Origin of the sequence: Pseudoalteromonas sp. DY56-GL22 (assembly GCF_041414715.1) — a bacterium.
GTDB classification, from domain to species: Bacteria; Pseudomonadota; Gammaproteobacteria; order Enterobacterales; family Alteromonadaceae; genus Pseudoalteromonas; species Pseudoalteromonas simplex.
Genome location: NZ_JANHZR010000002.1, coordinates 699,596 through 711,755, shown reverse-complemented (window position 1 = coordinate 711,755; position 12,160 = coordinate 699,596). Strand labels below are relative to the sequence as shown.

11 protein-coding genes and 1 pseudogene are annotated in these 12,160 nt (G+C 39.9%); 10 read left to right on the top strand and 2 right to left on the bottom strand.

Going from position 1 to position 12,160, the window contains the following annotated elements:
• The first annotated feature begins 57 nt into the window (after nt 1–57).
• The 6 genes and pseudogenes from NO991_RS07200 to NO991_RS07175 all read left to right on the top strand — a co-directional run bounded on the left by NO991_RS07200 (nt 58) and on the right by NO991_RS07175 (nt 6,092).
• On the top strand, nt 58–720 hold the full coding sequence (locus NO991_RS07200) for a Crp/Fnr family transcriptional regulator (RefSeq protein ID WP_166339369.1): 663 nt from the start codon (nt 58–60) through the stop codon (nt 718–720).
• Between the two features lie 54 nt (nt 721–774).
• Nucleotides 775–1,179, top strand: a complete 405-nt coding sequence (locus NO991_RS07195; RefSeq protein ID WP_166339367.1) for a V-type ATPase 116kDa subunit family protein — start codon at nt 775–777, stop codon at nt 1,177–1,179.
• 104 nt (nt 1,180–1,283) lie between these two features.
• A complete protein-coding gene (locus tag NO991_RS07190; protein ID WP_166339365.1) occupies nt 1,284–1,787 on the top strand; it encodes a DUF962 domain-containing protein in 504 nt (167 codons plus the stop codon).
• Between the two features lie 21 nt (nt 1,788–1,808).
• Complete coding sequence (locus NO991_RS07185; protein ID WP_166339363.1) at nt 1,809–2,597, top strand: SDR family oxidoreductase; 789 nt, start codon at nt 1,809–1,811, stop codon at nt 2,595–2,597.
• Between the two features lie 178 nt (nt 2,598–2,775).
• Nucleotides 2,776–3,777: pseudogene (locus tag NO991_RS07180) on the top strand (branched-chain amino acid aminotransferase); the annotation flags it as partial.
• Nucleotides 3,778–3,938: 161 nt separating this feature from the next.
• The gene (locus NO991_RS07175) at nt 3,939–6,092 is read left to right on the top strand and encodes a prolyl oligopeptidase family protein (RefSeq protein WP_371351865.1); all 2,154 of its coding nucleotides are present in this window, start codon (nt 3,939–3,941) and stop codon (nt 6,090–6,092) included.
• Nucleotides 6,093–6,172: 80 nt separating this feature from the next.
• Here the strand turns inward: NO991_RS07175 and NO991_RS07170 are convergent, their stop codons facing one another.
• Nucleotides 6,173–7,264 (bottom strand): DUF481 domain-containing protein, encoded by a 1,092-nt coding sequence (locus tag NO991_RS07170; protein WP_235373570.1) that lies wholly within the window; start codon nt 7,262–7,264, stop codon nt 6,173–6,175.
• Nucleotides 7,265–7,365: 101 nt separating this feature from the next.
• Nucleotides 7,366–8,661, bottom strand: a complete 1,296-nt coding sequence (locus NO991_RS07165; protein WP_054553041.1) for an anti-phage deoxyguanosine triphosphatase — start codon at nt 8,659–8,661, stop codon at nt 7,366–7,368.
• A 214-nt stretch (nt 8,662–8,875) separates the two neighbouring features.
• On the opposite strand from NO991_RS07165, the gene NO991_RS07160 reads away from it, so the two are divergent.
• From NO991_RS07160 to NO991_RS07145, 4 genes are all read left to right on the top strand, one after another.
• Nucleotides 8,876–9,694, top strand: coding sequence for a glucosaminidase domain-containing protein (locus NO991_RS07160; RefSeq protein WP_371351864.1), 819 nt, complete (start codon nt 8,876–8,878; stop codon nt 9,692–9,694).
• Entirely contained in the window at nt 9,687–10,355 is a 669-nt protein-coding gene (locus NO991_RS07155; RefSeq protein WP_371351863.1) for a DUF2987 domain-containing protein, read from the top strand. Before NO991_RS07160 ends, NO991_RS07155 begins: the two co-directional genes overlap by 8 nt.
• Nucleotides 10,356–10,851: 496 nt before the next feature.
• Nucleotides 10,852–11,745 carry a polyphosphate kinase 2 gene (gene ppk2, locus NO991_RS07150; protein WP_371351862.1) on the top strand — a complete coding sequence of 298 codons (894 nt, stop codon included), beginning with the start codon at nt 10,852–10,854 and terminating at the stop codon, nt 11,743–11,745.
• 11 nt (nt 11,746–11,756) lie between these two features.
• On the top strand, nt 11,757–12,071 hold the full coding sequence (locus NO991_RS07145) for a hypothetical protein (protein ID WP_054553044.1): 315 nt from the start codon (nt 11,757–11,759) through the stop codon (nt 12,069–12,071).
• Nucleotides 12,072–12,160 lie beyond the last annotated feature (89 nt).

Genomic DNA, 12,160 nt, shown 5'->3' with positions numbered 1-12,160 from the left:
CTGCATTTTGAGGTGGCTTGGATATATGCACACTACACCAATGTAAAGGATAAACACTTGAATGAACAAGACCTTTCGGTAATTAACCAAGACAAATGGTTTAAAAATCGCACACAATTATTTAGGGACAAGCTAGTAAAAAATGCTAAATTAATCACCTTAAATGCGGGTGATGCATTGTTTTTGCGTGGTGATGAAAATACCGGTCTGTATTGTGTTATTAATGGTGTGCTTAGAGTTTCTGGGGTCAATAGCCAAGGCAAAGAAGCCGTGCTCAGTTTTGTAACCGGTGCTATGTGGTTTGGTGAAGTGGCTTTGTTTGATGGTGGTAAACGCACCCACGATGTGTATGCTCAAACTGCGGTACGACTTTTACACGTACCTGAGCGGGCATTAACTCAGTTATTACAAGAGCATCCTGCTTATTGGCATGATTTTGGTCTGCTGCTTACCAATAAAGTGCGAAACCTGTTTGACTCATTAGAAGATCACGCACTCCTTACAGCAAAGCAAAAGGTGAGTAAGCGGTTGTGCATGCTTTTTCAATCGTCACACCAAAGCTGTTTGCCGCTTACCCAGCAACAACTTGCCGATATGACCTATTTAACACGGCAAACCATTAACCAAATATTACAATCCCTGCAAGCTGATTCAATTATTAACCTTAAATATCAAACGATTGAAATTATTGATATCGATAAATTGCAATCTCAATGCTAGCTTGGAACTAAAATTGCTACAAAGTCGTAATCAAGCTTAAATGGAAGACAACTTGTGGCAATTACATTTCATAATCAATATAACCCTTATCACGCTTCGGCTGCTGCTAAGCTGTCGCAAACGGCTCGCACTGAGGGTGTGAAAGCCATGCATACGCCAGCATCTTCAGCACAACAACTTTTACAAAGGCAGCCTGAGCCCAGCTCTTTTTTAGCACAAGCTCAAGAAGCTTTGGTTTATCAGCGGCTCGGGGTTGATAAAGAGAAAATTGATGAAATAAAAGCGCAAATAGAGAAGCTTGCTGAACAAATGCAACAACAAGGTGCCGATACTAAAGCACTGCAAGAAAAAATGAATGAGCTGCAAGCGATGCTCGATGAAGAGTATCAAAAAGGTCGCGAACGCATGGATATGCGACCAGAAGCTGAAAAAGGCAAAGTTATTGATGCGCTGGTTTAATGTGTGATTTTAAGCTAGCAACTTTAAATGTCGGCTAGTTGACATTCTTGTTGGTGAATTTTCTGCTAATCTGAATTTTGAACACAGTTTTGGCAGGAAAAACAATGAAAACATTAAAACAACAACTGACAAATTACGCCCTATATCACCGTTCTAAACGCAATATTGTCACTCACTTTATTGGCATTCCATTAATTGTGTTTGCAATTATTTGTTTATTACAACGCGTCACGCTTATCTCAGAGCCTGCCGTTATCTCCTTGGCAACCGTGGTGATTGCACTCACCTGTCTTTATTACTTAATGCTTAGCTTATCTATGGGGTTAATTATGGCTGTATGCTTAAGTTTGTTAAGCATTGCTGCTGAGCCTGTGGTGTCGCTTTCAACAGAGTTATGGCTAGCTGTGAGCATTGGCAGTTTCATTGTTGGTTGGGTGTTTCAGTTTATTGGTCACTATTTTGAAGGTAAAAAGCCTGCCTTTGTTGATGATTTAATTGGTTTGGTCATAGGCCCGTTATTTGTATTAGCAGAGTTCTTGATTATGCTTGGTTTTTATAAAGATATTGCTGATCATATCGAACAAAATGCAGGGCCTAACAAAGCATAACAACAATAATAAGGAACACACATGCAATTAAATGGTAAAACAGTTTGGGTAACTGGGGCATCATCTGGAATTGGTGAGGCACTTTGTGAGCAACTGGCAGCAAAAGGGGCAACGCTAGTATTGTCTGCCCGCAATGAGGAAAAACTCAACGCTCTTAATACAAGACTCGGCGGTAATCATCATGTGGTCGCTCTTGATTTGGCAAAGCCCGAAGCCTTACTTGAAGATATACCAGCAGTGATCGAGCGAATTGGCCGCATTGATGTGCTTATCAATAACGGTGGGGTGTCGCAGCGTAGTCTATTTTTAGAAAACGAATTTACGGTCTATCGCCAACTGATGGAAGTAAACTATTTTGGTTTAATTGCTTTAACTAAGGCGGTCGTACCACAGATGGTGAAGCAAGGTATGGGCATGGTGGTATCAATTAGCAGTGTAGCGGGTAAAGTCGGTTCAAAATTCAGAACTGGTTATTCGGGCTCTAAGTATGCAGTTGTGGGATTTATGGATTGCTTAAGAGCAGAACTAGCCGACAAAAATGTGAATTGCCTGACTATTTGCCCAGGTTCAATTAAAACAGCCATTGCGCATAATTCGTTAGATGGCCAAGGTAAACCGCAAAATAAACCAGAACAATCAATCGAAAACGGCATGGATGTGGCAAAAGCGGCTGCAAAAATGATTAAAGCCATTGAAGCAGAGAAAGATGAAGTTGTTATTGGTGAGGGAATAAGTGGTTTAGCACCGACTATCAAGCGTTTTTTCCCGGGCTTTTTTAATCGCCTCACAGCAAAAATGAATTACCGATAATCCATTGTCATTTGTTAGCGAATGATTCTCAGTAAACAATGCGCAACTTGGGTTGCGCATTTTTTGTACCAAATGGTCGGATTATTATCACTTTAATCGATAAAAGGCACTAGTTTGCTATGGTTAAACGGGGATGGATTAGCATACAATGGGGTAAAAGTAGTCCAAACAAGAGAGAACAACAATGGCCGCATTTGGTACTGTATTTATGCCACAAATGATCCAAGCACGTTTTGCTGATAACTCATGGAGTGAAAGCGCGCTGGTCCCATCTGATAAAATCGAATTACATGCGGGTGCTCACGTATTACATTATTCAAGCACCTGTTTTGAAGGATTAAAAGCATTTCGTCACGAAGATGGCTCGGTCTATATCTTTCGTATGGATGCTAACATTGCTCGTATGAAACAAAGCTCTAAGTTACTAAACTTACCTGACTTTGACGAAAGCATGCTTGAGCAAATGATCAAAGACATTGTAAAAGAGTACGCAGACGAAACACCAACACCGCCGGGTTCAATGTATATTCGCCCAACTCACATTGGTACAGAAGCGGCAATCGGTAAAGCGGCTGCACCGTCAATGAGTTCCTTGCTTTATGTATTGCTTTCGCCAGTAGGTGATTATTTCTCAGGCGGTGCTACAGCATTACGTGTATTACTTGAAGAAGACGGCATGCGCTGCGCACCACACATGGGTATGGTTAAAAGTGGTGGTAACTATGCAAGTGCATTAGGTCCAATCTTAGAAGCTCGCTCAGAGCATCAAGCAGACCAAATTTTATTCTGCCCTGGTGGTGATGTACAAGAAACGGGTGCTGCAAACTTCATTTTAATTGATGGTGATGAGATCATCACAAAAGCACTTGATAGCACATTCTTACACGGTGTGACGCGTAATAGTATTTTAACGATTGCTAAAGATTTAGGTATGACAGTATCTGAGCGTAACTTTACTGTGTCTGAGTTACTAGAAAGAGCCGCTAAACCAGGTACTGAAGCTGCGTTATCAGGTACCGCTGCGGTACTTACCTCGGTTGGCACACTTATTCATAACGACCAAGAGTTTAAAGTGGGGTCAGGTGAACCAGGTGAGAAAGTTGCTAAATTACGCCAAGCATTGAATGATATTCAATGGGGTAAATCAGCAGATACTCATGGCTGGTTAACAAAAGTATAATCGCTGAGCAAATACATGCTTTGAAGAGCCACGTTACTACGTGGCTTTTTTGTTTTTACATTGGTTTACAGCACTTCCTGTGTTTAACCGCAAATTACTAGACATTCTAATGCTTTAATTTTACTTTCATTTTATTAACAATAACTAAAAGTAAATTTATTATGATCAAGAAAACACTAGCATGTGCAATTGTTGTTGCATTGGCGGGCTGCGGTGAATCTACCCCAACAAAAACAGAACAAACAGTGAAAACTGCAGAGGTTAAAGCTGCTGTGAAATATCCAGAAACTAAAAAAGGCAATGTTGTTGACGAGTACTTCGGTGAAAAAGTAGCCGATCCATACCGTTGGTTAGAAGACGATATGAGCGACGAAACAGCCCAGTGGGTGAAAGCCGAAAATGACGTTACCTTTTCTTATCTAAAAAATATTCCGTATCGCGATGAGCTAAAAACTACGCTTGAAAAGTTGATGAACTACGAAAAAGTCACAGCGCCATTTAAAGAGGGTGAGTACACCTACTTTTATAAAAACGATGGTCTGCAAAATCAGTACGTAGTTTATCGTAAAAAAGGCGACTCTGAAGCTGAGGTATTCTTAGATCCAAATACTTTCAGTAGCGACGGCACAACCTCAATGTCGGGCTTAACATTCACAGAGGACGGCACGCTAGCGGCTTATCAAATCTCTGAAGGCGGCAGTGACTGGCGTAAAATTATCATTATTGATACAGCGACTAAACAGCCGATTGAAGAAGCATTAGTCGATGTAAAATTCAGCGGTATCTCTTGGCTTGGCAACGAAGGGTTTTATTATTCGAGCTATGATAAGCCTAAGGGTAGTGAGCTGTCTGCAAAAACAGATCAACATAAAGTTTACTACCATAAGTTAGGCACGGCACAAGCAGATGACCAATTAGTTTATGGTGGCACAGAGGCACAGAAACATCGTTATATTGGTGCTGATGTGACCCGTGATAATCGTTATTTAATTATTGCTGCAAGTACTTCAACTTCAGGTAATAAACTGTTTATCAAAGATTTAACTAAGCCTGACAGCGAGCTAGTGACGATTTTAAATAACACTGACTCAGATACCTCAATTATTGAAAATGACGGCTCAAAACTGTATTTGGTGACTAACTTAAACGCACCCAATATGCGTGTAGTGACTGTTGATGCAACTGATCCAAGCCCTGAAAATTGGCAAGATTTAATCCCTGAAACTGACAATGTACTTAGCATTTCGAAAGGCGGTGACTACTTCTTTGCTAAGTATATGGTTGATGCGATTTCGCAAGTAAAACAATACGATAAATCAGGTAAATTGGTGCGCGACATCAGCCTGCCAGGTGTAGGTACTGCATATGGCTTTAGTGGCAAGCACGATGCACAAACACTGTATTACTCATTTACGAATTACACTACACCAGGCAATACCTACTCGTTTGATGTTGAATCAGGTAAGTCTGATGTGTACCGCAAGTCGGGCGCTAAATTTAATAGTGAAGAATATATCTCTGAGCAAGTCTTCTATACATCAAAAGATGGCACCAAAGTTCCGATGATTATTTCGTACAAAAAAGGCACTGAGCTTAACGGTAAAAATCCGACTATTTTATATGGCTATGGTGGCTTTAACGTAAGTCTAACACCAAGTTATAGCCCTACAGTAGCGGCGTGGCTTGAGCACGGTGGCATCTATGCTGTTGCTAATATTCGTGGTGGTGGCGAATATGGTAAAGAATGGCATGTAAATGGTACACAGCTTAAGAAACAAAATGTTTTTGATGACTTTATTGCTGCGGCTGAGTACTTAAACGAAAAACAATACAGCTCACCTGATTACTTAGCGGTACGTGGTGGCTCAAATGGAGGCTTGTTAGTTGGTGCGGTTATGACACAGCGCCCTGAGCTATTTAAAGTTGCGCTTCCTGCTGTAGGTGTTTTAGATATGCTGCGTTACCACACCTTTACAGCCGGTGCTGGTTGGGCGTATGACTACGGTACGAGTGAACAAAGTAAAGAAATGTTCGAGTACTTAAAAGGTTACTCACCAGTTCATAATGTAAAAGAGGGTGTTAGCTACCCAGCAACCTTAGTAACAACAGGGGATCATGATGACCGTGTTGTGCCTGCGCATTCATTTAAGTTTGCAGCAGAGCTACAAGAAAAAGGTGCGAAACAAAATCCGTATCTGATTCGCATTGAAACAAATGCAGGCCATGGTGCAGGAACACCAACAAGTAAGATTATTGATCAATACGCAGATATTTATGGCTTTACCCTCTACAACATGGGTGTTAAATCGCTATAAGGTAATGTATATATTACTTAACTAAAATTAAAAACGCCGAGCTTAGCTCGGCGTTTTTGTATCGATCAAGCGAATTGATATTATAAATCGATACCCAATGCGAAAATCATTTTGTAATCTTCTTTTTCTGGTACTACACCGTTTTCATCGGCAATCGGGTCGGCAAGGTAATCCCAAACTAATGACACATCAAAATCGATATCATCTGTGATTTCAAATTCAAACGCAGCCAAAGCATATTGTGAGTCACCGCCAGCATCACTGCTTGCAGTTAGGTAGCGATAATTTAATGAAAAATCGATTTTCTTGGTGACTTCTAACTCATAATTTGTAGATATAAACCAAGACATTGACGAATTACTCTTATCTTCCCCTGCAGCTACTGTATCGAATTGAGTCTTTTGGTACGCGGGACCCGCTGTAAAATCCCATTCTGTTTTGTCGGTATCTATCACATAATAACCAACACCGGCGCCGACAGTGTATTTATTGGCGATATTTTGGAACGGGTCACGATAGTATTCGAAGAAAATAGGGCGATAATACATTTTTTGTGTGTAAAACCAGTCAAATGTACCGTTAGCACGAATATTGTTTTTAGTCACTTGATCATCGCTGGTGGTGCGATAGCCTAAAATCTCAGATAAAAATCGACTTGATGCAGTTCGGCGTTTTATGTCAGCTTTAACAGAATACTCTGTTTGATCAGTATTACCACGAGCCAAATCTGCACCCATGGATAACTTTACAGTCCATGCACTGAGTTCGCTTTCAACTGAGGGAGCAATTGAGACTAAATCGCGATAACGGTATTTAGCGTCTTGTTCGCCAACTTTTACATAACCGCCCGATATATTAAGTGTACCACTGAGCTCATTACCATCGTTAAAGCGAACCGTATGATGGCGATCTGAAATAATCATATAGATATCTTCGCGATCAATCATTAATGTATCAAGAATGTCGCTGTCAAACTCAACTTCTTTGTCGTACAAAGAGACAAGCTCGCCTTTGAGCCATTCGCCAGAATTAAGCCGTATCCAATCAAAGTGGGTGGCATCTTTAATTATGATTCCGCGCTCTTCGAGAAGCGGATCTGGAAGTGTTTCTGCGCTATAGCAAGCAAATGAACTTGCAACAGCTGCACTGATGAGCAGGTATTTTTTGAGCATTATTTCAATCCATGTTAAATAGAATGCATCTAAAGAAGTGCGATTATTTATTAATAACCTGCTTAATTTTAGAACACTATCAAATAGTGTTCAAAAATTACTTAAGCAGATGGCAAAAACAACCGCTGATAGGTTTTGTAGGCGTATTCGTCACTCATTCCTGACAAATAATCACAGATTATGCGCATCGCATTATCGCCTTGTTGGTTCGCATTTAGCCACATTTCTTGCGTTGTTTCTGGTAATAAGCGCATTGGGTCGCTGGCAAAAGCACTAAATAATTCAATCAGCAGGTTTTGCCCTTTAAACTCCACTTGCTGCATCTTCGGCTCACGAATTAAGCGTTTAAAAACAAAATGTTTTAGCACGTTAAGAATTTCGGCAAATTCATCTGGAAGACTCACCGTGTACTGTAATATTTCAGATTCGAAATCTGCGTTTTGTACAACTAACTGAGCGTTAATAATAAAGGTGTTTACCAACTCACCAATGGCGTCTTTACGCTCATACTCGTGATGAGAAAAGAGTCTGGCGGTTATCGAGCTTAAATGAGTGGTTAGCCACGCAGAGTCAAGCTCTTGTAGTTGTACAAGGGCATGATTTTGCCAATCAGCCAACGTTAAAACCTCTGTTGCTATAGCGTCTTCTAAATCATGAACGGCATACGCAATATCGTCAGCTAATTCCATAATTGCTGAGTCTATCGATTTATAGTGGGTTTTGGCTCTAAATTCATCAACCTTATAATGACTGCTCAGCAGTGCTTTATCGTTATTAGACAGTGGCTCCATGATCCAGTCGAAAATATCTTTATCGTCGGTGTATAACCCCTTAGCTGGTCGCCAATGGTCAGCTTTAATAAAGCTACGCTGCTCGCTCAAAGGTGGAATGCTGTGCCACAAATCATCAATGAAGGCTGGGTATTTAATAAAACCTAACAAGGTGCGCCTGGTTAAGTTCATGCCATAGCCATTTGAATAGGGCTCAAGCTTAGAGACAATTCTAAGTGTTTGCGCGTTACCTTCAAAGCCACCATGATCGCGCATCATGTAATTTAATGCTATTTCACCACCATGACCAAAAGGAGGGTGGCCAATATCATGAGCAAGGCATAAGGTTTCGAGTAAACTACCGCTAGGAAAATTCGTAAATTCAGGGTGCTGCTTTTTCAAATGGCGTAATAAACCACTGCCAATTTGGGCAACTTCTAAAGAATGAGTAAGACGAGTTCTATAAAAATCATTTAAGCCAATACCCATAATCTGAGTTTTGGCCTGCAAACGCCTAAATGCTGCGGCGTGTATGATTCGAGAGCGGTCAACCTGCCAAGCTGAGCGGTTATCGTTTGGACGATATTTTTGTTGATTAATAATGCGAGCTTGCCAAGATTGGCACATAAAAATAACCTTCCTATTCCTTGTTTGCTTACTTTTCAGTATACGCAAGCGCTTGAAAATTGCGAGCAAACTACACTGTTACGTCAATAGTTTGTCCCTTTTATGGGTGGTTTTATAGTGCTGAATTCGCTAAAAATCATCTGCTTTGGTATACTTCGCCTTTGTGTGTGCGTGAGTTAACCGCACATGAGTAGTAGTTTATTTGAGAGAATACATGCTTAAGTACGTTTTTCGAGCTTTATTAACCGCTTTTTTTGCATGGGCGTTATTTTCGCCATTTATCGAAAAAGAAGTGACAGTTGAAGAATCTGAACAAACTCAGAGCACGCCTACCGGAACCCAGCGCGTAATCAAAAAAGAAAAACCATTACATAATGTAGAACTGCCTGACTTTGCAGCATTTACTGATGTAAAAGAGAAGAAACATGCTTTTTTTGATTTCATTCGCCCACATGTTGAGGCCGAAAATAAAAAAATTTTACAGCAGCGAGCTAAACTAGAAATTGCGCGCATGATGCTTGAGTACAATGAGCCGCTTACGAGCAAGCAAAAGTCAGATATTAAAAAAATTCTTACCAGCTACAAGTTGCCTAACACTATTGACACTTTATCGCTTACCCAAGCACTACGTCGAGTTGATATCATTCCTAAAGAGCTTGCGCTAATGCAAGCAGCAAATGAATCAGCATGGGGCACGTCACGCTTTGCACGGATTGGTTTAAACTTTTTCGGTCAATGGTGTTACAAAAAGGGTTGTGGCATGGTTCCTCGTCGCCGTGCTAACGAAGCGGCCCATGAAGTGACAGCATTTAAATCGGTACGTGCTGCTGTAAGCTCATATTTTAAAAATATTAATACCCATGCTGCGTATAAAGATTTACGATTAATTCGTGCCGATTTACGTCGCCAGCAAAAACCTATAGAAGCAACCAAGTTAACACAAGGTTTGTTATCATACTCTGAGCGCCGTGAAGCATATATTGATGAATTAAACACTATGATAAATCAAAATAGAGCTTACTTTGATGAATAAACTCCTTCCATGGTTAAAAGTCGCAACTATCGCGGTTGCGCTAAGCGCGGTTTCCTCTAAAGCCGCAGCAACTGAATTTGTTGTTGCCTATGATGGCTTTTACGATCGTTTGAAAGTTGTTAATAAAGGCGAATTTCAATACGCTCAAGTTAACTTTTATTTGTCTGATATTGCTAGCAACGAAGTATGCACAATTAAATCAGGTAAAATAATTACAGAAAAACAAGAGTTTGACTTAACTTATACAGATAAGGCTCAGTTACTTTTACCTTTTGATAAGCAGCTTGATACAGATAAAGCCGTAATAGTTGTTCAACCAGAAAACCCAAAACATGAATGCCAATTAAAGTTACAAATTGAAGCGACTGATTTGGCAGATTTTGAACTCAGTAAAGCGAACTTATATACGTTAAATGAAGAATTTGACGAGCTGTTATCTGATTTGTCGGGCTTTTTTGTCAGCAAATTAATGTGGTTTTTGCTGCCTGAACAACAAGGTGTTGTACTTAAATTTAATGGCCAAGACGCTATCTCGGCAAATGGCGTTAGCTGTAAAGAGCAGCGTTGCTCAATAAAAGTAACAGATGACTGGCAAGACGATAACACAGTGTTAAACAGTCATGCTGAGCTTATCAGCGCCACACCTTGGATTGTTAAATAGCGACTATATATTGGCTAAAAGCGTTTAAACTTCGACAAAAGGGACCTTAATTAGGTCCTTTTTTGTTGTTAAACAGATAGTTATTTTGTCTCTTTTTTCAAAAGTTTATCTCAGCATTTAGACGTATGAACAAAATTGAAAATTCATCGTAGTTAGTACAATTACTATGACTGTTTCTTTGCTCTAAATTATTCCCTTGATTCATATTTTTCCTAACTATTTGTATTGCTGTGTATTTAAGGTTCAGTGTGTTTTGAAACATAGAAATAGTCGGAATGTATTAGTGTTCTCTGATTGTTTTTTATTATAGAAAAAAGACTTGATTGTATATTGCTAGCCTGATCTTTACTTAATTATTAAGTGCTAACTTTCTATTTTTAAATGAATTTTTAAGGAATGAAAATATAGATTTAGATCAAGTTACTTAGCTATAACTGGCTTAAAGTAAAACTATAAAGTTCTCAATATAGGTAGTTATAGTTTAATAGGAGTCGTTATGCAGACAGTCAATGTCGAACCTGTATCAGTAAAACAGCAGAATTTATCCGAACACAATGCTAAACAGGATGTGGTTTTTGATCTAGATGTTAAAAACCCAAGCTTAAAGTGGAATGCTGACGGTAAATACCCATATAAACGCAAAATGGACGTAGTTGAATACGAGCGCCATAAACACGAATTGCAAATCGAGCTTTTAAAAATGCAAGGCTGGGTAAAAGAGACCGAACAACAAATTGTGATTTTATTTGAAGGTCGAGATGCGGCTGGTAAAGGTGGCACTATAAAGCGTTTTATGGAGCATTTAAATCCTCGCGGGGCGCACGTAGTGGCTTTAGAAAAACCATCTGCAAGAGAGCGTGATCAATGGTACTTCCAGCGTTACATTAACCACTTACCTACTAAGGGTGAAATCATACTTTTCGATCGTTCTTGGTATAACCGAGCCGGTGTTGAGAAGGTAATGGGGTTTTGCGATGATCACGAATATTTGGAGTTTATGCGTCAAACACCTCAACTTGAGCGTATGTTGGTGAATAGCGGTATTAAGCTATTTAAATATTGGTTTTCGGTCAGTAGAGAAGAGCAATTTAGACGCTTTAAATCGCGCCAAAACGACCCACTCAAACAATGGAAGCTAAGCCCAGTTGATATGGCATCACTGGCTAAATGGCATGATTATAGTGATGCCAAAGATGCCATGATGTTTCATACCCATACTAAGGATGCACCTTGGACACAAATTCGATCTGACGATAAAAAGCGCGGGAGAATCAACTGTATGCGCCACTTCTTAAGTTGTTTAGATTACCCGGAGAAAGATCACGATGTAGTAAATTGTGTCGACTCGCTTATTGTTACCGAACCTACCCGCATGTCTATACGCCAGTGAAGGAGAATACTATGCAAAATTCACAGTCAGTATTTGAGAAACGTCTTGCTAAGCTCGAAAAAATTCTTGAAAAGAGTAAAAAAGAAGTGGCAAGAACCACTGAACTTGCAAAAGATGCAGCACTAAAAGCACAAGCAGCTGTAGAGTGTGCCAGCGAAGCTGAGAACCTAGCTGAAAATGCTAAAAAGCGCTTTAAAGCAGCAAAAAAGCAATTAAAAGAGGCTAAAGTGTTAAAAATTGCGCAGAAAAATGCGTCGAAAAAATCGGCTATAAAACGTGCCAAACGATTGGCAAAGAATAAAAAAGCTAAAACTAAAAGCGCTTAAAGTTAACAAAGGGCACATGGCTATTGTGCCCTTTGTTTTTATTAAGCGTATCGCTGGACATTTTTACGATTCTCGATATGCTAAATGTC

Bases quoted from the DNA above. Each gene is read 5' to 3' on its own strand.
- NO991_RS07170 (WP_235373570.1), bottom strand. From the start codon at position 7,264: ATGCTCAAAAAATACCTGCTCATCAGTGCAGCTGTTGCAAGTTCATTT.
- NO991_RS07155 (WP_371351863.1), top strand. From the start codon at position 9,687: ATGAATAAACTCCTTCCATGGTTAAAAGTCGCAACTATCGCGGTTGCG.
- NO991_RS07145 (WP_054553044.1), top strand. From the start codon at position 11,757: ATGCAAAATTCACAGTCAGTATTTGAGAAACGTCTTGCTAAGCTCGAA.
- NO991_RS07185 (WP_166339363.1), top strand. From the start codon at position 1,809: ATGCAATTAAATGGTAAAACAGTTTGGGTAACTGGGGCATCATCTGGA.
- NO991_RS07165 (WP_054553041.1), bottom strand. From the start codon at position 8,661: ATGTGCCAATCTTGGCAAGCTCGCATTATTAATCAACAAAAATATCGT.
- NO991_RS07160 (WP_371351864.1), top strand. From the start codon at position 8,876: ATGCTTAAGTACGTTTTTCGAGCTTTATTAACCGCTTTTTTTGCATGG.
- NO991_RS07190 (WP_166339365.1), top strand. From the start codon at position 1,284: ATGAAAACATTAAAACAACAACTGACAAATTACGCCCTATATCACCGT.
- ppk2 (WP_371351862.1), top strand. From the start codon at position 10,852: ATGCAGACAGTCAATGTCGAACCTGTATCAGTAAAACAGCAGAATTTA.
- NO991_RS07175 (WP_371351865.1), top strand. From the start codon at position 3,939: ATGATCAAGAAAACACTAGCATGTGCAATTGTTGTTGCATTGGCGGGC.